Below are 18,424 nucleotides of genomic sequence, written 5' to 3'. Positions count from 1 at the left end.
CCACCTACACGATCTCCCACCCCCGGGGGCGCGGGCGTCGGCCCCAGGTCGCTTTCTTATGCCGCGCATACCGCAGGTGGAGTACACCCGGGCTGCACCCTCACTCCACCCTGGGGCGTACCAGGCCCGATTCGTATGCAATTACCACCAGTTGGGCCCGGTCCCGGGCGCCCAGCTTCGCCATCGCCCGGTTCACATGGGTCTTGACGGTGAGCGGGCTGACCACCAGCCGCTCCGCGATCTCGTCGTTGGACAGCCCGCCCCCGACCAGCACCAGCACCTCGCGCTCCCGGGTGGTCAGGGCCGCCAGCCGCTCGGAGTACGCCGCTGGGCCCGGTCCCCCGTCGGCCGAACTGCCGCCCTGCGCGAGGAACGTGGCGATCAAGCCCTTGGTCGCGGCGGGCGACAGCAGCGCCTCGCCGCCCGCGGCGATCCGGATGGCGTTGAGGAGTTCGTCGGGTTCCGCGCCCTTGCCGAGGAAGCCCGAGGCGCCGGCGCGCAGCGACTGCACCACGTACTCGTCCACCTCGAACGTGGTGAGCATGACCACGTGCACCTCCGCGAGATCCGGGTCGGCGCTGATCATCCGGGTCGCGGTGAGCCCGTCCGTGCCGGGCATCCGGATGTCCATCAGCACCACGTCCGGCCGGGTCGAGCGGGCCAGTTCGACGGCCTGCGCCCCGTCCGCGGCCTCGCCCACCACCCGCATGTCGGGCTCCGAGTCGACCAGCACCCGGAACGCGCTGCGCAGCAGCGCCTGGTCGTCGACGAGCAGGACCTTGATGGCCGGTGTCATGCGTGCTCCCCCGTCCGGCCCGCCGCTCCCGGCTGATCCGGCTTCTGCGCACGGGCCTTGAGGGGCAGGATCGCATGCACGCGGAAGCCGCCTCCGTAACGGGGGCCCGCGGTCAGGGTGCCGCCCAGGGCGGTGACGCGTTCGCGCATCCCGAGCAGCCCGTGGCCGCCACCGGCCGGCTGCCGGCCGCCGCCGGAGGTGCCGCGGCCGTTGTCCAGCACCATGACCTCGGCCGTGGCCCCGACCCGTACGACACTCACCTCGGCCCTGGCCCCCGGGCCCGCGTGCTTGCGCACGTTGGTCAGCGCCTCCTGGATCACCCGGTACGCGGCCAGGTCCACCGCCGAGGGCAGCGGCGGGTCGTCACCGGTCGCACAGGCCACCTCGACGGGCAGCCCGGCCTGCCGCACGGTCTCCACGAGCTGGCCGAGGACCGCGAGCCCCGGGGCGGGTTCGGTCGGGGCCTCCGGGTCGCCGGACTGGCGCAGCAGCCCGACGGTGGCCCGCAGTTCGTTGAGCGCGGAGCGGCTCGCCTCCCGGACATGGGCGAGTGCCTGTTTGGCCTGGTCGGGGCGTTTGTCCATGACATGGGCCGCGACCCCGGCCTGCACGTTGACCAGGGCGATGTGATGGGCGACGACATCGTGCAGGTCCCGGGCGATCCGCAGCCGCTCCTCCGCGACGCGGCGGCGGGCCTCCTCCTCGCGGGTCCGCTCGGCCCGTTCCGCGCGCTCCCGGATCGCGTCGACGAACGCGCGCCGGGAGCGGACCGCGTCCCCTGCGGCGGCCGCCATGCCCGTCCAGGCGAAGACGCCCAGGTTCTCCTGGCTGTACCAGGGCGGCGAGCCGAAGAGCATCGCGGCCGCGGTGAGCGCGGACATCGTGAGCAGCCCGACCCGCCAGGTGGTCGGGCGGTCGGTGCGGGCGGCGACGGTGTACAGCGCAATGACCGCGCTCATCACGACGGGCGCGGGCGGATCCACCATCACCAGTTCGACGACGGTCAGCGCACCGGTGGCGGCGAGCACCGCAAGCGGGTTGCGGCGCCGCCGGACGAGGGCGAGGGCGCCCAGGGTCATCAGGAGCAGGCTGCTCACCGCGGGCGTACGGGTGCCGAAGACGGGCCCGTTGTGCCTGTTCGGATCGGCGAACGACCCGATGATCATGGCCACGAGCACGGCGAGGGCGAGGGCGCCGTCCAGCGCGAGGGGATGGTCGCGCAGCCAGTGCCGGACGCGCAGGACCCCGGTTCCGAGGGTGGTCACGTCAAGCAACGTTACGGCGTGTCGCTCGCGCACCGGTCCGGCCGGCCAGGAGCGGTGCGCGACAGCACTGTGCCCCGCGTCCGGCGGACCGGATGCGGGGCACAGTGCCGCGGGTGCTGGAGCGGCCGGCGGTCAGCCGGGGATCAGCCCGTCGTCGCGGAGCATGGCGCGCACCTCTTCGAGGGTCGCGTCGGGCGACGGCAGGATCAGCTCGGACGGCTCCAGGGAGTCGTCGGGCAAGGGTGTGCCGAGTTCACGCACCTTGGCCAGGAGCGCGTGGAGCGTGGTGCGGAAGCCCGGTCCGTCACCGCTCTCCATTTCGGCGAGCAGTTCGTTGTCGAGTTCGTTGAGCTCGGCGAGGTGACTGTCGGCCAGGACTGCCTGGCCCTCCCCCATGATCCGTACGATCATGACGCTGCCTTAATTCTTGTCGAACTTGTGCGGGGACCGGTCCTGCTGCTGCTGGGCGGCGTCCTGCGGACCGCCCTCGATGGCCTGCTGCGAGGAGGAGCCGCCGGCCAGTTCGGCCTTCATGCGCTGCAGCTCCAGCTCCACATCCGTACCACCGGAGATCCGGTCCAGCTCGGCGGCGATGTCGTCCTTCGCCGTGCCGGTCGGGTCGTCCAGGGCGCCGGAGGCGAGCAGCTCGTCGATCGCGCCCGCGCGCGCCTGGAGCTGCTGGGTCTTGTCCTCGGCCCGCTGAATGGCCAGGCCGACGTCGCCCATCTCCTCGGAGATGCCGGAGAAGGCCTCCCCGATCCGGGTCTGTGCCTGGGCCGCCGTGTAGGTGGCCTTGATGGTCTCCTTCTTCGTACGGAAGGCGTCCACCTTCGCCTGCAGACGCTGGGCCGCGAGGGTGAGCTTCTCCTCCTCGCCCTGCAGCGTGGTGTGCTGCGTCTCCAGGTCCGTGACCTGCTGCTGGAGGGCGGCGCGGCGCGACAGCGCCTCGCGTGCCAGGTCCTCGCGGCCGAGCGCGAGCGCCTTGCGGCCCTGGTCCTCCAGCTTGGACGTCTGGCCCTGCAGCTGGTTCAGCTGCAGCTCCAGCCGCTTGCGCGAGGTCGCCACGTCGGCGACGCCGCGGCGCACCTTCTGAAGCAGCTCCAGCTGCTTCTGGTACGAGTAATCGAGGGTCTCGCGCGGGTCCTCGGCCCGGTCCAGGGCCTTGTTCGCCTTCGCGCGGAAGATCATCCCCATACGCTTCATGACACCGCTCATGGGCTTCGCGCGCCCCCTTCTGACTTAACTGGGCTCCAGCACTCCGACAGAACCCACAGTACGGGCCCTGTCTCTATTACCGCACTGTTCGAGCGTGGATGGGGTCCTCCCCAAGGACGACTGCTCCCGGTGACCGCTCCGGCCCAGGGAGTAGACGAGGGTCGGGGAAAGGGCGGGGAAGCCCGGATCGTCCGGCTCGTACACCGGCAAGGACGCAGGCCGTTGCCGGATCGTTCCCGGCCGGTCTGGGGTCGTCGCGATCGACCCCGTACCCTTGGGCCTTGTGTTCCGTAGCCGCTCCAAGGAAGAGAAGGCCCCCACCGGCAAGGTGACGGCGGACCTCTCCAAGACGCCCCGCGACCCGCAGGCCCCCAAAGGTCGCCCCACCCCCAAGCGCAGCGACGCCCAGTCGCAGCGCCGCCGTGCCTCCAGTGGCGCGCCGACCGACCGCAAGGAGGCCATGAAGCGCCAGCGCGAAGCGCGGCGTGTGGACATGGCCAGGCAGCGTGAGGCGCTCGCCAGTGGTGACGAGCGCTATCTGCCGGCCCGCGACAAGGGCCCGGTGCGGCGCTTCGTCCGCGACTTCGTGGACTCGCGCTTCTGCATCGCGGAGTACTTCCTGCCGCTGGCGGTGGTCATCCTGGTGCTCAGCGTGATCCAGATCCGCGGCATCCAGAACATCTCGCTGCTGCTCTGGCTCGGCGTGATCGTGCTGATCGTCGTCGACTCGATCGGGCTCACGTTCCGGCTGCGCAAGCAGCTGAACGAGCGCTTCCCGGACACCCCGAAGCGCGGAGCGGTCGCCTACGGCCTGATGCGTACGCTCCAGATGCGTCGCCTGCGGCTGCCGAAGCCGCAGGTCAAGCGCGGAGAGCGGCCCTGAGTACGGATCTCTCCGGTGCGGCCGGCGGCGTGTCCGCAGGCCGGCCGGGTGATGCGGTCTCCGGGTTCGAGGGGGCCTCGTCGGTCTGGCTGAAGGGGCTCGGCGGGCTGCGCAACACCGTCCGCCAGGAGCTGGTGGCCCGGCAGCTGGACGAGCAGATAGCGGCCCGCTTCCCCGTGGGCCAGCGGCTGCGGATCCTCGATGTCGGCATGGGCCAGGGCAACCAGGCCCTGCGGCTCGCGCGGGCCGGGCACACGGTCACCGGGCTCGAAGCCGACGCCGAGATGCTGCGGGTCGCCCGTGAGTCGCTCGGCGGCGAGCCTGCGGGCATCCGTGAGCGGGTCCGGTTCATCGAGGGCAACGGCCAGGACACCGGGGTGCACTTCCTGCCCGGAAGCTTCGACGTGGTCCTCTGCCACGGCGTGCTGATGTATGTCCAGGAGCCGGATGCCATGGTGGCCGGTCTGGCCAGGATGCTGGCCCCGGGCGGGCTGCTGTCCCTGCTCGTGCGGAACGCGGACGCGCTCGCGATGCGGCCCGGGACGGCCGGGGACTGGGACGCGGCACTGGCCGCGTTCGACACGGACCGCTACACCAACCGGCTCGGCCTGTCCGTCCGCGCGGACCGGCTGGACGCCCTCACCGCGACGCTCGCCGGGATCGCGGCGCCGCTGCACGCCTGGTACGGGGTGCGGGTCTTCACGGATCACGTGGGCAACGACGTGGAGCTGCCGTCGGCGGCGGAGCTGGAGCGGGTGCTTTCGGCGGAGGACCGGGCGGGGCGGACGGATCCCTACCGGCGGGTCGCGGCGTTGCTGCACCTGTGCGGGGTGCGGGGGTAGGGGCCGGGGCCCCGGGCGTACACCAGCGGGTGCGCTCGGCGGGCCGTCGCGTTTCGTGAACGTGACAATACGGACATGGATGCCCTTTGCTCTCGCAGCCGTGTGCGTCGGCTGCTGTTGCCCCTGTCCGCAGGTGTCTGTGCGATCGCGCTGGTGAGCGGTTGCTCCGACTCGACCTCCCCCGCCCCGAAGCCCGAGGCGACGACGTCCGGGTCGGCTCAGCCGGGCTCGGCCTCGAAGGCCACCGGTGATCTGCAGAGCGAGTACCAGTCGGTCATCAAGGACGTGCTGCCGTCGGTCGTGCAGATCGACGCGTCGAACAGTCTGGGTTCCGGCATCGTCTACGACGCCAAGGGCCATATCGTCACCAACGCCCATGTCGTCGGCGACGAGAAGAAGTTCAAGGTGACCGCGGCCACCGGCGAGAAGGTGCTGAGCGCCTCGCTGGTCGCCGCCTATCCCGACCAGGACCTCGCCGTCATCAAGCTCGACGACGTGCCCGAGGGGCTGAAGGCCGCGAAGTTCGGCGACTCGGAGAAGGTCGAGGTGGGCCAGATCGTGCTGGCGATGGGGTCGCCGCTCGGTCTGTCCAGCAGCGTCACCCAGGGCATCGTCTCGGCACTGGGCCGGACCGTGAGCGAGAGCCGCGCGGGCGGCGGCACCGGCGCCACCATCGCGAACATGGTGCAGACCTCGGCGGCGATCAACCCCGGCAACAGCGGCGGCGCCCTGGTGAACCTGAACAGCGAGGTCATCGGCATCCCGACGCTCGCGGCGACCGACCCGCAGATGGGTGACAGCGCGGCGCCCGGGATCGGCTTCGCGATCCCCGTCTCGATGGTGAGGACGGTGGCCGACCAGATCATCAAGAGCGGCAAGGTCACCGACTCCGGCCGGGCGGCCCTGGACATCACCGGCCGTACGGTCGTCAACGACAGCTACCAGCCCGCGGGCGTCGCGATCGTCAGTGTGGGCAAGGGCGGCGCGGCCGAGAAGGCGGGGCTGCGGGTCGGCGACATCATCACCGAGCTGGGCGACACCCCGGTCACCACGATCACCTCGCTGTCGGAGGCCCTGGCCGGGCGGAAGCCGGGCCAGAAGGTCACCGTCACCTATCAGCGCAGCGAGGCGGAGAAGACCGCCGACGTCACGCTCGGGGAGATCTGAGACCCGGACGGCGACGGCGGACGGCCGCCGGGCCGGGCCCTCGCGGGTCCCGCCCGGCGGCCGTCGCGGTCAGCTTTGGTCGCCCTGGAGGCTCATCGGGCCGTAGATCTTCGTCGCGTCCTCGAAGAGCGTCACCTGGTCCGCACCGCCGTCGAGGAGTTCCTTCCAGTACTCACCGATCCAGGACTCCGCGTCGCCCTGCGTCGTGAATTCCTCCGGCTGCAGGGCCGGCTCCGTCTCCGTACCGTCGGACTTCTCGAACCGCCACGTCCACGCCATGTCCGCCTCCTGGGTCACTTGTTACGGTCCGCAGCCTAGTGGCTCCGGACCGGGGCGGGAGGGGGGCCGGGCACGCCCGGTGCACCCCAGATCGCGCAACCGGTGCGGGGACGCGGGAGGATCGGAGCGTGGAACTGACTCTGCTCGGCACCGGAGCCCCCGACGGGCTGCCGCGGCCCGACTGCCCCTGCGCCGCCTGCGCCACCGCCACCGGAGCGCGCAGCCGGGCCGCGACCGCCCTGCTGATCGACGACGCGCTGCTGCTCGACCTCACGCCCGGGGCGGTGTTCGCCGCCGCCCGCGCGGGGCATTCGCTGACCGGCGTACGACAGGTGCTGCTCACCCATCCGCACGACGGACCGGCCGTCGAACTGCCCGCGGGCCTGCCGCCGGCGGGGCGGGTGCCGGACGGCCGGGAGCTGACCCTGATCAGCGGGCACCGGGTGCGGGCCGTGCCGATGGACGCGCCGGGGACGGGGTACGAGGTGACCTCGCCGGAGGGCGAGCGGCTGCTCTACCTGCCGCCGGGCGGCGCCCCGGCCGGTCTCGCGGACCGGGTGGCTGAGCCGTACGACATGGTGGTCGCGGATGTCGTGGGCCGGCCCGACGCGGTGGCCCGGCTGCGGGCCGTCGAGGCGGTCGGGCCCGCCACCGAGGTGATCGCCGTCCATCTGGACCACGACGCCCCGCCCGGCGCCGAGCTGGAGCGACGGCTCGCGGCGGCCGGGGCGCGGGCCGTGCCGGACGGGACGACGCTCGCGGTCGGCGGCTACCGCGCCGCGCCCGTGGTCCCCCGGCGCACGCTGGTCACCGGCGGCGCGCGGTCCGGGAAGTCGGTCGAGGCCGAACGGCGGCTGGAGACGTATCCCGAGGTCGTGTACGTGGCGACCGGCGGCGGCCGGGACGGCGACGCGGAGTGGGCGGCCCGGATCGGGCTGCACCGGGAGCGCAGACCGGCGGCCTGGCGCACCGAGGAGACATGCGAACTGGCGGAGCTGCTGGCCTCGGACGGGCCGCCGCTGCTGATCGACTGCCTGTCGCTGTGGCTGACGGACGCGATGGACCGGGTGGACGCCTGGGACGACGAGGCGTGGTCCGGCGGCGGACAGAGCGCGCTGCGCAAGCGGACGGCCGAACTCGTCGCAGCGGTGCGCGGGACCCGGCGTACCGTCGTGACGGTGACCAACCAGGCGGGGTCCGGGGTGGTGCCCGCGACCGCCGCAGGGCGGCGCTTCCGGGACGAGCTGGGCCGGCTGAACGCGGCGGTCGCCGCCGAGTGCGAGCTGGTGCTGCTGGTGGTGGCGGGGCAGGCGCTGACCCTGCGGGGCTGACGGGTGGCGCGTACCCCCCGCAGGCCGGAACGGAACAGGAGGAGCGGACATGGCGCGTGTGCGGCCGATGCTGGACGGGGTCCCGGAGACCCTGTTGTGGACCTTGTACAACCGGGCCTGCGAGGCGAGCCGGTCCTATCCGGTGCTGGACGACCCGATGGCGGCCGAGCTGCTGTCGGATCTCGACTACCCGTTCGAGGAGCGGTTCGGGCGGCCCAGCCCCTTCCACTCGCAGGCGCAGGCGCTGCGGTCGCGCTGCTTCGACCTGGCGGTGCAGGAGTATCTGCGCGACCGTCCCGAGGCCACCGTGGTGGCGCTCGGCGACGGTCTGGAGACCGGGTTCTGGCGGATCGACAACGGCCGGCTGAACTGGCTGAGCGTGGAGTTGCCCGAGGTGGCCACGCTGCGGCGCACGCTGCTGCCGCCGTCGGACCGGCTGCGGACGCTGTCCGGTTCGGCGACCGGTCTGTCCTGGCTGGACGAGATCGAGGACCCCGAGGGCCGGGGCGTGGTGGTCACGACGCAGGGGCTGCTGATGTATCTGCGGCCGGCCGAGGTGCGCCGGATCCTGGCGGCCTGCGCCGAGCGGCTGCCGGGCGGGATCATGGTGCTGGACACGATGTCGCGGTGGCTCGCGAAAGGCACGGTGGCGGGCACCTCGAAGGTCGGCGGGATGACGATCCCGCCGATGCGCTGGGCGATGGACCCGGGCGAGCGGGCCAAGCTGCGCGGCGCGCATCCGGGGATCACCGAGGTGCGGGCGCTGCGGCTGCCGCGCGGGCGCGGGGCGATGGGTGAGCTGATCCGGCTGCAGGGTCTGCTTCCGGGGCTGCGGACGCTGACGCCCGCCATGACGCTGCTGCGGTTCGGGGACCGGGCGGCGCACTGAGAGGGGCCGCAAATCGCGGCGGGTACTGTTCCGCAGGGAGCCCGCCGGCGGGCTCCCTGGCCACCCCACGTATCGACCCGCGAGGCAGACCCCCGTGAATCTGGACGACTTCTCCGACCTGATCGAACGCCCCGACGGGGGTGTACGGCGTGACGCCGAGGAACGCCGGGAACGGTTCGCGGTGCCACCGGGCGCCCTCGGCCGCCTCGACGAACTCGGCGAGTGGCTCTCGGCGGCCCAGCAGTCCGTGCCGGTGAGGCCCGTCGAGCAGGCGCGCGTGATCCTGTTCGCCGGTGACCACGGAGTGGCGGGGCTCGGGGTGTCGGGGCGTGCGGCCGGCAGCGCGTACGAGCTGGTACGGGCCACGCTGGACGGGGCGACGCCGCTCGCGGTGCTGGCGCGGCGGTTCTCCGTCCCGGTGCGGATCGTCGACGTCTCGCTGGACTGCGACCCGGAGCTGCTGCCGGAGTCGGTGGTGCGGACCCGGGTGCGGCGCGGCAGCGGCCGGATCGACATCGAGGACGCGCTGACGGTCGAGGAGGCGGAGCAGGCGGTCCGGCTCGGCATGGCGCTGGCCGACGAGGAGGCCGACTCGGGCACCGATCTGGTGGTACTCGGCGATCTGAGCGTCGGCGGCACGACGGCCGCGGCCACCTTGATCGCGGCGCTGTGCGGGACGGACGCCTCGGTGGTGACGGGGCGCGGTGGCGCGGGGATCGACGACCTGGCCTGGATGCGCAAGTGCGCGGCGGTGCGGGACGCCTTGCGCCGGGCCCGGCCGGTCCTCGGTGACCAGCTGGAGCTGCTGGCCACGGTGGGCGGGGCCGATCTCGCGGCGATGACCGGCTTCCTGCTGCAGTGCGCGGTGCGCCGGCTGCCGGTGATCCTGGACGGGGTGGTCTCCGCGGCCTGTGCGCTGGTCGGCCAGCGGGCGGCGTTCCGGGCGCCGGACTGGTGGCTGGCGGGCCAGCTGAGCGGTGAGCCGGCGCAGGCGAAGGCGCTGGACCGGATGGCGCTCAACCCGCTGCTGGACCACGGCGTCATCGTCGGGGAAGGAAGCGGGGCCTTGCTCGCACTTCCGTTCGTCCAGGCCGCCGCCGCACTGGCAGCCGAACTGCCCGAGCGGGCACCGGTGGCCGACGAGGACGACGAGAAGGACGACGACTCCCCGGCCGGGGACTGACGGAACGCGCCCGACCCATCGGGCCGCGGCCGGCCGGACACCGGCCGCGGAGCGGCCCCTCACGGAGTGCGATGCCCCATATGATCGCGTTTCATGGGAGAGGTCCGATTGGTCAGCGAGGAATCCGGGCAGGGTGCCGTCCGGCCGCAGAGCACCGAACGTTCACGACGCAGCGCGGCATTCGCCATCTGGTACCTGCGCATCGTGTCGTTCATCAATTTCCTGAGCGCCGTCTGGGTCACCTTCGGCCAGGACCTGCGCCGCCACAACACCGAGAACTACTTCACCCCCTATCTGCTCACGGCGGGTTTCTCCTCCGGGGTGGTCGCGCTCTTCCTGGCCGTGACCATGCGGCGGCGCAAACGAGCCGCGTGGATCGTGAACATGGTGCTCAGCGGGCTGACCCTGCTGCTGTTCGCCGCGGTGATCGGCTTCCCGGAGATCCGCCGCTACCCGCAGAACTGGATCTCGCTGGCACTGACCGCCGCCTTCGTCCTGGCGCTGGTCCTCGGCCGGCGCGAGTTCTACGCGAAGGGCGACCGGTCCAACCCGAAGCTGGCCGCGCTGGTCGCGGTGGGCGGGCTGCTGGTCACCTCGCTGCTCGCGGCGGGCCTGGTCACGGTCACCAACTCCGCGCACGACGACTACCGTTCGACGTTCCTGGACCGCTGGCGCTACGGCGCGCTGCGGCTGGTCTCCGTCGCCGCCGACGACTCGCGGTTCCCCGGCATCCGGACGCCGGGCTGGGTGAACGTCGTCATCAACATCCTCTCCACGCTGCTGCTGATCGCCGTCGTGTACGCGGCGTTCCGCTCGCGCCGGGCGGTCGACCCGATCGGCCCGGCGGACGAGGCGGAGCTGCGGGCGCTGCTCGACAAGCACGGTGAGCGGGACTCGCTCGGCTACTTCGCGCTGCGCCGCGAGAAGAGCGTCATCTGGTCGCCGACGAAGAAGGCGGCCGTCACCTACCGGGTGGTCGGCGGGGTCTCGCTCGCCTCCGGGGACCCGATCGGCGACCCCGAGGCCTGGCCCGGGGCGATCGCCCCCTGGCTGGCCGAGGCCCGCGAGCACGGCTGGATCCCGGCCGCGATGGGGGTGAGCGAGGAGGGCGGCACCGTCTACGCCCGGCACGGCCTCGACGCCCTGGAGCTGGGGGACGAGGCGATCGTGGAGACCGCCGAATTCACCCTGGACGGGCGGGCGATGCGCACCGTCCGCCAGGCGTACAACCGGGTCAAGCGGGCCGGTTACGAGGTGACGGTGCGCCGGCACGCGGACATCCCCGAGGCCGAGATGGCCCAACTGGTGCGCCGGGCCGACGACTGGCGCGACGGGGCGACCGAGCGCGGCTTCTCGATGGCGCTGGGCCGGCTCGGCGACCCGGCCGACGGGCAGTGCGTGATGCTCGAATGCCGGGACGCCTCCGGCGAGGACGGCACCCCGGGCGGGCTGCGGGCCGTGCTGAGCTTCGTCCCCTGGGGCCCGCACGGTCTCTCGCTGGACCTGATGCGCCGTGACCGGGACGCGGAGAACGGCCTGATGGAGTTCATGGTCATCGAACTCCTGCAACGGGCCGAGAAGATCGGCGTCACCCAGGTCTCGCTGAACTTCGCGATGTTCCGGTCCGTCTTCGAGCGCGGGTCGCGGCTGGGCGCGGGGCCGGTGCTCAGGCTGTGGCGTTCGCTGCTCAGCTTCTTCTCGCGCTGGTGGCAGATCGAGTCGCTCTACCGCGCCAACGCCAAGTACCGGCCGATCTGGGAACCGCGCTATCTGCTGTTCGAGAAGAGCGCGGACCTGCTGCGCATCGGCATCGCGGCGGGCCGCGCCGAAGGGTTCCTGGAGGCACCCGGACTGCCCAAGTGGCTGCACCGCTCGCAGCTGGGACCGCGTGGATGAGACCGCCGCGCGCGCTCGGCCCGGTCCGCCGGGCGGCCCGCCGGGAGTGGGGTCCGCTGTGGACGGCCGTACGGACGGCGCTCGCCGCCGACGGGCTGCGGGCCGTCCCCATGACCCTGTGCGCGGTCGCCCTGGTGGCGCTGCTCCAGGTGGTGCAGAACCGGTCGTGGGGCTACGGGCCGGTGCAGACGCTCGGCGCGGTCAGGGCCGACGACCCCCTGTGGGCGGCGCTGCTGCGGACCCCCCTGTCGCTGTTCGTGCCCGCGCTCGATCTGCCGGTGTGGGGCGCGCTGGTCCAGGTGCTGCTGGTGTTCGGGACCGCCGAGATCTGCCTCGGCCGGTGGCGGACGCTGCTGATCGCGTACGTCGCGACGCTGGCCGGGACGCTGTACGCGCGGATCGGCGTGGCGACCGGGCCCGGCGGGTTCCTCGGGCTGCCCGCCTCCGACGCGCTGATCGTGGACACCGGCCCCTCGGCGGCGGTGGTCGCCCTGGCCGTCTGCGTCTGCTGCGCCTACCGGGCGCGGCTCACCGGGGCGCTGGTGATCGTGGCGATGGTGACGGAGGTGGCCGTCAAGGACAACCTGGCGGGCAAGGAGCACCTCGCGGCCATCGTGGCGGCCCTGGTGCTGTGCGCGCTCGGGGGCCTGCGCCGGCGCGGTCAGGGCTTGGGCGACGGGGCCGGGACCCGGTCCGGCGCGCCGCCGATCAGGTCCTGAAACTTCCGGCGCGGCCCGGCCCAGCGCACATCGTGGTGGTAGGCCCGCAGCACCGAACGGGACCGGGCGCGGTGCCGGTTGCGGTAGAAGCGCTTGGCCCACATCGAGGTCGGCCGGGCCAGCCGGACCGCCCCGAACAGGGCGACGAACGGGACCAGGGTGCCGACCACCGCCATCCGCGTCTTGCCCTTGAACAGGGCGATCAGCACGAAGCAGAAGTTGACGACGATGGTGAGCACGGCGCCGAGCCGGCCCTGCTGCTGATCGTCGCTCAGGTCGTCCACGCCGAGCGGGGAGAACCCGCCGAGCACCAGCAGCACCAGGGCCGCCGTGAGCACCACGACCTCCACGCTCTGGCGGCCCTGCTCGGTCCAGTACACGTCGTCCAGATGCAGGATCAGCGCGAACTCGTCCAGCACCAGTCCCGCGCCGATGCCGAACACCACCGCACAGACCCCGGCCGTGACGCCGTGCTTCCCGCTGGCCACCGCACCGAATCCGCCGACGACGCTGAGCACGACGCCCGGCACCACGTGGTGGACATGGACCCCGCCCGGGGTGATGTTGCGGAACGGCCCCTTGCCGGCCCGGATCATCCGGGTGATGACGCGGGTGATCGCGAACGTGAGCACGAAGGCGGCCAGGGCCAGGAGCAGGGGCAGCTTGCCGGGCTCGACGATGTTCCGATCGAACCAGTGACCCATGCCACCCACTCCCGCTTGGCCGCTTCCGCCCGTTTTCCGCCGTTTCGGACAATCTATCGGCCGCGCCCACCGATTAGCCTGCGCGCCGTGACCTCCCTGAACAGCCACGGCATACGTTTCGCCTTCGGCACCCTGACCGTGCTCCCCGTCCGCGTCACCCGCTGGGACCGGGACGCGGCCCGGTCCGGAATGCTGTGCGCCCCGCTGGCCGGACTCGCGGTCGGCGTGCTCGCGGCTGCGGCGGGGAGCCTGTTGCTGCTGTTCGGCTCGGGCCCGCTGCTCGCCGCCGTGGCCTGCGCCGCCGCGCCGGCCGCGCTCACCAGGGGGCTGCATCTGGACGGTCTCGCGGACACCGCCGACGGCCTCGGCAGCGGCAGACCGGCCGACGACGCGCTGCGGATCATGAAGCAGTCGGACATTGGGCCATTCGGTGTGATCACCCTGCTCTTCGTCCTGCTGGCCCAGGTGGCGGTCCTCCAGCAGCTGTACGCGCAGGGCTGGGTGCGCGGCGCGGTGGCGGCCGTCGCCTCCGCCGTCGTCGCCCGGCTCGCCCTCACCCTCGCCTCCCGGCGCGGCGTCCCGGCGGCGCGCCCGGAGGGGCTGGGCGCGGCGGTCGCGGGCACGGTCCCGGTGGCCGGCGCGGTGGCCGCCGCCCTCGTGGTGGTGGCGGCCTGCGCGGGCGCAGGCGCGCTGTTCGGCGGGTACGGGGCGCTGCGCCACGCCCTGGCCGCCCTGGCCGCCCTGGCGGTGGCCCAGCTGCTGCTGCGGCACTGCGTGCGGCGGTTCGGCGGGGTGACCGGCGATGTGTTCGGCGCGCTGGCGGAGACGGCGGCGACGGTGACGCTGGTGGGCCTGGCACTCGGCTGAGCCCCGCCCCGGCCGGTCAGCTCCGCGCGGCCGGGCACGTCCGGCGCCAGGGGCCGAGTTCGTACGCCTTGCGCAGCGAGCTCAGCCTCAGCCGCCGGGACTGTGCGCAGAACCGCTCCACCGGGAGCTCGTACTCGACGTGGAAGACCGCCTTGCCCGCCTTCACGAACGGGGTGAGCTCCTCGCACTCGTCGTACTGGGCGCACTGCTCGTTGACCGCGAAGTCGAAGTCCGCCACCAGCTCCGGGATCTGCGGGAGGTCGTTCTTCAGGCCGACGGCCATGCCGTGGCGGTGGGCCGCGCGGGCGATCAGGCGGTTGTAGCGCAGCTGGTCGGCGGCGGTCAGCGGGAAGCCGGTGCGGTTGCGGTAGCCGTCCATGTTGTCGGGCTCCACCGCGTCGAAGCCCTTCTTCGCGCACATCGCGATCCGGGTCTCCATCAGCGGCTCCAGGACGTCGGTGCGCCGGATGTCGAGCCAGCGCTCCCCCTTCCAGCCGTTGCCCTTCCCCAGGACCTCGGTGGGGAAGCGGGACGCGTCCGGGCGGAACTTCTCCCAGGCGCCGGTGGACAGGTAGCAGATGACCTTGCGGCCCTTGCGGTGCAGCGCGGCCACCTCGGCGGCGCTGCGGTCGAAGCCGTCGATGTCGTACACCGGGGCGTCCACCGCGGTGTCCAGCCGGCCGGAGAGCTGCCACTGCCAGTCGGTGCCGGGCGCGGGCTGCCAGCGGGCCGCCGACGGCTTCGCCGAGGTCTTCCCGGCCGGGTCCGGGCCGGGTGCCGGGCCGCAGCCGGCCAGCAGCGCCAGCAGGGTCAGTACGGCGACCGGCAGCGCGGGCAGGCGCTGGTGCATCGTTCCCCCGTCCGCCGGGGCGCCGCCAACGCCGCCCCAGCCATGGTCCGTTGTCCCCGGGACGATCTTCCCGGGGTGACAACCATACGGCCGCCGGGGGCCTCGACGGCCCGCCGCCGTGATCGGGCAGCAAAGGCGCGCGTAGGCTCATTCCCGGCACATTGCGGCGGCGTCTACGATGCGCCGGGCCCGGTCGGCCACCCCCTCGACCATCACAGGCCGGAAAAGAACTCAACGGAAGCGAGATTTCACCACCGTGACTGCTCTCACTCTCAGCACCGCCGGTGCGGCGACGCTGCGCGCCGACGCGCTTGTCGTCGGTGTCGCCAAGGGCGACAAGGGCCTGGTGCTCGCACCGGGCGCCGAGGCCGCGGACAAGGCGTTCGACGGAAAGCTCGCCGCCGTCCTGGAGACCCTGGGCGCCGCCGGTGCCGAGGGCGAACTGACCAAGCTCCCCGCGCCCGACGGCCTGAAGGTCCCGGTCGTCATCGCGGCCGGACTCGGCCCGGTCCCGGAGAAGGACGGCGCGTACGACGCCGAGGCGCTGCGCCGGGCCGCTGGTGCGGCCGCCCGCTCGCTCGCCGGCGCCAAGAAGGCGGGCTTCGCCCTGCCCGTCGGCTCCGTCGAGGACGCCGAGGCCGTCGCGGAGGGCGCCCTGCTGGGCGCGTACGCCTTCACCGCCTACCAGGGCGGCGAGAACAAGCTCGCGCCCAAAGGCGCCAAGGCGGCCGGCGCCAAGCTGCCGCTCGGCGAGGTCGCCCTGCTCGGCGCCAAGCCGCGCGACAAGGCCTTCAAGGCCGCGGCCGAGCGCGCGGTCGCGCTGGCCGAGGAGATCAACCGGGCCCGTGACCTGGTCAACACCCCGCCGAACGACCTGTACCCCGAGTCCTTCGCCGCCGTGGCCACCGCCGCCGGCAAGGAGCACGGCATCAAGGTGCAGGTGCTCGACGAGAAGGCGCTCGTCAAGGGCGGCTTCGGCGGTCTGCTCGGCGTCGGCCAGGGCTCGACCCACGGCCCGCGCCTGGTGAAGCTGGCCTACACCCACCCGAAGGCGGAGAAGACCCTGGCCCTCGTGGGCAAGGGCATCACCTACGACTCGGGCGGCATCTCGCTGAAGCCGGCCGGCCACAACGAGACGATGAAGTGCGACATGAGCGGCGCCGCCGCCGTGTTCGCGACCGTCGTCGCGGCCGCCCGTCTGGGCCTGCGGGTCAACGTCACCGGCTGGCTGGCGCTCGCCGAGAACATGCCATCGGGCAACGCCACCCGCCCCGGTGACGTGCTGCGCATGTACAGCGGCAAGACCGTCGAGGTCCTCAACACCGACGCCGAGGGCCGGCTCGTCCTCGCGGACGCGCTGACCCGCGCCTCGGAGGAGAACCCGGACGCGATCGTCGACGTGGCGACCCTGACCGGCGCGATGGTGCTGGCCCTGGGCAACCGCACCTTCGGCATCATGGCCAACGACGATGCCTTCCGTACCTCGATCCACGAGATCGCCGAGGAGGTCGGCGAGGCCTCCTGGCCGATGCCGCTCCCGGCCGACCTCCGCAAGGGCATGGACTCCCCGACCGCCGACATCGCCAACATGGGCGAGCGGATGGGCGGCGGTCTGGTGGCCGGTCTGTTCCTGAAGGAGTTCGTGGGCAAGGGCATCGCCTGGGCGCACCTGGACATCGCGGGCCCGGCCTTCCACGAGGGCGCCCCGTACGGCTACACGCCGAAGGGCGGCACCGGCTCGTCGGTCCGCACCCTGGTGAAGCTGGCGGAGCGCACCGCGGCCGGAGACCTCGGCTGAGGTCGTCGACCGCTGTACGGCCCCGGGCATAGGCCCGGGGCCGTACGTGTTCCCCTCACGGCACCGCGGCAGGGGCCCGGACGGTTTCGCTCTCGACGAAATCAGCCGGTCCCTACGCAGCGGTAACCCCCTGGGACGGACGATCATCCGTCCCAGACACGGGCCCCGCGTCCCGCCCACCGTCAACAAGTGCGAAGATGGGTTCTCGGCAGGACAGGGCCCCCACCACAGGGCCGAAAGACAAAAGCGGCCGAACACCAGCCGACCGGCCGGTCACACCCCGATGACGGGGCCCGGCGTACGGCGCACATGCATGGAGGACGTGACGTGGCGAACGACGCCAGCACCGTTTTCGACCTAGTGATCCTCGGCGGTGGTAGCGGCGGGTATGCCGCGGCCCTGCGCGGAGCGCAGCTGGGCCTGGACGTCGCTCTGATCGAGAAGGGCAAGGTTGGCGGCACCTGCCTGCACAACGGCTGCATCCCCACGAAGGCCCTGCTGCACGCCGGTGAGATCGCCGACCAGGCGCGCGAGGCCGGCCAGTTCGGCGTCAAGGCCACCTTCGAGGGCATCGACATCGAGGCCGTCCACAAGTACAAGGACGAGGTGATCTCGGGCCTGTACAAGGGTCTGCAGGGCCTCGTCGCCTCCCGCAAGGTGCACTACATCGAGGGTGAGGGCCGGCTCTCCTCCCCCACCTCGGTGGATGTGAACGGCCAGCGCATCCAGGGCCGCCACGTGCTCCTGGCGACCGGCTCCGTGCCGAAGTCGCTCCCGGGCCTGGAGATCGACGGCAACCGCATCATCTCCTCGGACTACGCACTGAAGCTGGACCGCGTCCCGAAGTCCGCGATCGTGCTGGGCGGCGGCGTCATCGGCGTCGAGTTCGCCTCGGCGTGGACCTCCTTCGGCACCGACGTCACGATCATCGAGGGCCTCAAGCACCTCGTGCCGGTCGAGGACGAGAACAGCTCCAAGCTTCTTGAGCGCGCGTTCCGCAAGCGCGGCATCAAGTTCAACCTCGGCACGTTCTTCCAGAGCGCCGAGTACACGCAGGACGGCGTCCGCGTGACCCTCGCCGACGGCAAGACCTTCGAGGCGGAGGTGCTGCTGGTCGCGATCGGCCGCGGCCCGGTCTCACAGGGTCTCGGCTACGAGGAGGCCGGCGTCGCGACGGACCGCGGCTACGTCCTGGTCGACGAGTACATGCGGACGAATGTGGAGACGATCTCGGCCGTGGGCGACCTCGTCCCGACGCTCCAGCTCGCCCACGTCGGCTTTGCCGAGGGCATCCTGGTGGCGGAGCGGCTGGCCGGTCTCAAGACCGTCCCGATCGACTACGACGGTGTCCCCCGGGTGACGTACTGCCACCCCGAGGTCGCCTCCGTCGGCATCACCGAGGCCAAGGCCAAGGAGCTCTACGGCGCGGACAAGGTCGTCGCGCTGAAGTACAACCTCGCGGGCAACGGCAAGAGCAAGATCCTCAAGACCGCGGGCGAGATCAAGCTCGTCCAGGTCAAGGACGGTGCCGTGGTCGGCGTCCACATGGTCGGTGACCGTATGGGCGAGCAGGTCGGCGAAGCCCAGCTGATCTACAACTGGGAGGCGCTGCCGGCCGAGGTGGCCCAGCTCATCCACGCCCACCCGACCCAGAGCGAGGCGCTCGGCGAGGCCCACCTGGCCCTGGCCGGCAAGCCCCTGCACTCCCACGACTGACCAGTCGACCGGGCGCGACGACCG

Annotated in this window: 18 protein-coding genes; 11 read left to right on the top strand and 7 right to left on the bottom strand. The window is 72.5% G+C overall.

The window, feature by feature from the left end; genetic code table 11:
• Positions 1–100 precede the first annotated feature (100 nt).
• From RLT58_RS26315 to RLT58_RS26300, 4 genes are all read right to left on the bottom strand, one after another.
• Positions 101–796 carry a response regulator gene (locus RLT58_RS26315; protein ID WP_311312840.1) on the bottom strand — a complete coding sequence of 232 codons (696 nt, stop codon included), beginning with the start codon at positions 794–796 and terminating at the stop codon, positions 101–103.
• On the bottom strand, positions 793–2,061 hold the full coding sequence (locus RLT58_RS26310) for a sensor histidine kinase (protein WP_311312839.1): 1,269 nt from the start codon (positions 2,059–2,061) through the stop codon (positions 793–795). Before RLT58_RS26310 ends, RLT58_RS26315 begins: the two co-directional genes overlap by 4 nt.
• A 132-nt stretch (positions 2,062–2,193) precedes the next feature.
• Complete coding sequence (locus RLT58_RS26305; RefSeq protein ID WP_311312838.1) at positions 2,194–2,472, bottom strand: PspA-associated protein PspAA; 279 nt, start codon at positions 2,470–2,472, stop codon at positions 2,194–2,196.
• 9 nt (positions 2,473–2,481) lie between these two features.
• The gene (locus RLT58_RS26300) at positions 2,482–3,264 is read right to left on the bottom strand and encodes a PspA/IM30 family protein (RefSeq protein ID WP_311312837.1); all 783 of its coding nucleotides are present in this window, start codon (positions 3,262–3,264) and stop codon (positions 2,482–2,484) included.
• Positions 3,265–3,559: 295 nt separating this feature from the next.
• On the opposite strand from RLT58_RS26300, the gene RLT58_RS26295 reads away from it, so the two are divergent.
• The 3 genes from RLT58_RS26295 (at position 3,560) to RLT58_RS26285 (ending at position 6,168) form a co-directional block, all read left to right on the top strand.
• Positions 3,560–4,159: a DUF3043 domain-containing protein gene (locus RLT58_RS26295; RefSeq protein WP_311312836.1), complete on the top strand. Its 600-nt coding sequence runs from the start codon at positions 3,560–3,562 to the stop codon at positions 4,157–4,159.
• Between the two features lie 89 nt (positions 4,160–4,248).
• Positions 4,249–5,001: a class I SAM-dependent methyltransferase gene (locus tag RLT58_RS26290; RefSeq protein WP_311314655.1), complete on the top strand. Its 753-nt coding sequence runs from the start codon at positions 4,249–4,251 to the stop codon at positions 4,999–5,001.
• A 75-nt stretch (positions 5,002–5,076) separates the two neighbouring features.
• Positions 5,077–6,168: a S1C family serine protease gene (locus RLT58_RS26285; RefSeq protein WP_311312835.1), complete on the top strand. Its 1,092-nt coding sequence runs from the start codon at positions 5,077–5,079 to the stop codon at positions 6,166–6,168.
• Positions 6,169–6,237: 69 nt separating this feature from the next.
• Here the strand turns inward: RLT58_RS26285 and RLT58_RS26280 are convergent, their stop codons facing one another.
• A complete protein-coding gene (locus RLT58_RS26280; protein WP_311312834.1) occupies positions 6,238–6,447 on the bottom strand; it encodes a hypothetical protein in 210 nt (69 codons plus the stop codon).
• A 128-nt stretch (positions 6,448–6,575) separates the two neighbouring features.
• Between RLT58_RS26280 and RLT58_RS26275 the strand changes: the two genes are divergently transcribed.
• From RLT58_RS26275 to RLT58_RS26255, 5 genes are all read left to right on the top strand, one after another.
• Complete coding sequence (locus RLT58_RS26275; RefSeq protein ID WP_311312833.1) at positions 6,576–7,778, top strand: bifunctional adenosylcobinamide kinase/adenosylcobinamide-phosphate guanylyltransferase; 1,203 nt, start codon at positions 6,576–6,578, stop codon at positions 7,776–7,778.
• A 49-nt stretch (positions 7,779–7,827) separates the two neighbouring features.
• On the top strand, positions 7,828–8,667 hold the full coding sequence (locus RLT58_RS26270) for a class I SAM-dependent methyltransferase (RefSeq protein ID WP_311312832.1): 840 nt from the start codon (positions 7,828–7,830) through the stop codon (positions 8,665–8,667).
• Positions 8,668–8,761: 94 nt separating this feature from the next.
• On the top strand, positions 8,762–9,850 hold the full coding sequence (locus tag RLT58_RS26265; RefSeq protein WP_311312831.1) for a nicotinate-nucleotide--dimethylbenzimidazole phosphoribosyltransferase: 1,089 nt from the start codon (positions 8,762–8,764) through the stop codon (positions 9,848–9,850).
• Between the two features lie 93 nt (positions 9,851–9,943).
• Positions 9,944–11,746, top strand: coding sequence for a phosphatidylglycerol lysyltransferase domain-containing protein (locus RLT58_RS26260; RefSeq protein ID WP_311312830.1), 1,803 nt, complete (start codon positions 9,944–9,946; stop codon positions 11,744–11,746).
• Positions 11,743–12,465 carry a hypothetical protein gene (locus RLT58_RS26255; protein ID WP_311312829.1) on the top strand — a complete coding sequence of 241 codons (723 nt, stop codon included), beginning with the start codon at positions 11,743–11,745 and terminating at the stop codon, positions 12,463–12,465. The genes RLT58_RS26260 and RLT58_RS26255 overlap by 4 nt, the downstream gene beginning before the upstream one ends.
• On the opposite strand, the gene RLT58_RS26250 is transcribed toward RLT58_RS26255, so the two are convergent.
• The gene (locus RLT58_RS26250) at positions 12,408–13,169 is read right to left on the bottom strand and encodes a hypothetical protein (protein ID WP_311312828.1); all 762 of its coding nucleotides are present in this window, start codon (positions 13,167–13,169) and stop codon (positions 12,408–12,410) included. The genes RLT58_RS26255 and RLT58_RS26250 overlap by 58 nt on opposite strands.
• Before the next feature lie 87 nt (positions 13,170–13,256).
• On the opposite strand from RLT58_RS26250, the gene RLT58_RS26245 reads away from it, so the two are divergent.
• Positions 13,257–14,036, top strand: a complete 780-nt coding sequence (locus RLT58_RS26245) for an adenosylcobinamide-GDP ribazoletransferase (RefSeq protein WP_311312827.1) — start codon at positions 13,257–13,259, stop codon at positions 14,034–14,036.
• 16 nt (positions 14,037–14,052) lie between these two features.
• On the opposite strand, the gene RLT58_RS26240 is transcribed toward RLT58_RS26245, so the two are convergent.
• Positions 14,053–14,886, bottom strand: coding sequence for an endo alpha-1,4 polygalactosaminidase (locus tag RLT58_RS26240; RefSeq protein WP_311312826.1), 834 nt, complete (start codon positions 14,884–14,886; stop codon positions 14,053–14,055).
• A gap of 256 nt (positions 14,887–15,142) precedes the next feature.
• Here RLT58_RS26240 and RLT58_RS26235 point away from each other — a divergent pair, with 256 nt between their 5' ends.
• Positions 15,143–16,684 (top strand): leucyl aminopeptidase, encoded by a 1,542-nt coding sequence (locus RLT58_RS26235; protein WP_311312825.1) that lies wholly within the window; start codon positions 15,143–15,145, stop codon positions 16,682–16,684.
• A gap of 327 nt (positions 16,685–17,011) precedes the next feature.
• Entirely contained in the window at positions 17,012–18,400 is a 1,389-nt protein-coding gene (gene lpdA, locus RLT58_RS26230; RefSeq protein ID WP_311312824.1) for a dihydrolipoyl dehydrogenase, read from the top strand.
• Positions 18,401–18,424: the final 24 nt, after the last annotated feature.

It is taken from the genome of Streptomyces sp. ITFR-16, from assembly GCF_031844705.1.
Taxonomy (GTDB): domain Bacteria; phylum Actinomycetota; class Actinomycetes; order Streptomycetales; family Streptomycetaceae; genus Streptomyces.
The sequence above is the reverse complement of the archived record's forward strand: the minus strand, read 5'-3'. Positions and strand labels throughout refer to the sequence as shown.

What these genes read in the sequence shown, in the direction of transcription:
- RLT58_RS26315 (WP_311312840.1), bottom strand. Translation starts at nt 796, where the DNA reads ATGACACCGGCCATCAAGGTCCTGCTCGTCGACGACCAGGCGCTGCTG.
- RLT58_RS26305 (WP_311312838.1), bottom strand. Translation starts at nt 2,472, where the DNA reads ATGATCGTACGGATCATGGGGGAGGGCCAGGCAGTCCTGGCCGACAGT.
- RLT58_RS26300 (WP_311312837.1), bottom strand. Translation starts at nt 3,264, where the DNA reads ATGAAGCGTATGGGGATGATCTTCCGCGCGAAGGCGAACAAGGCCCTG.
- RLT58_RS26285 (WP_311312835.1), top strand. Translation starts at nt 5,077, where the DNA reads ATGGATGCCCTTTGCTCTCGCAGCCGTGTGCGTCGGCTGCTGTTGCCC.
- RLT58_RS26280 (WP_311312834.1), bottom strand. Translation starts at nt 6,447, where the DNA reads ATGGCGTGGACGTGGCGGTTCGAGAAGTCCGACGGTACGGAGACGGAG.
- RLT58_RS26270 (WP_311312832.1), top strand. Translation starts at nt 7,828, where the DNA reads ATGGCGCGTGTGCGGCCGATGCTGGACGGGGTCCCGGAGACCCTGTTG.
- RLT58_RS26260 (WP_311312830.1), top strand. Translation starts at nt 9,944, where the DNA reads ATGGGAGAGGTCCGATTGGTCAGCGAGGAATCCGGGCAGGGTGCCGTC.
- RLT58_RS26255 (WP_311312829.1), top strand. Translation starts at nt 11,743, where the DNA reads ATGAGACCGCCGCGCGCGCTCGGCCCGGTCCGCCGGGCGGCCCGCCGG.
- RLT58_RS26250 (WP_311312828.1), bottom strand. Translation starts at nt 13,169, where the DNA reads ATGGGTCACTGGTTCGATCGGAACATCGTCGAGCCCGGCAAGCTGCCC.
- RLT58_RS26240 (WP_311312826.1), bottom strand. Translation starts at nt 14,886, where the DNA reads ATGCACCAGCGCCTGCCCGCGCTGCCGGTCGCCGTACTGACCCTGCTG.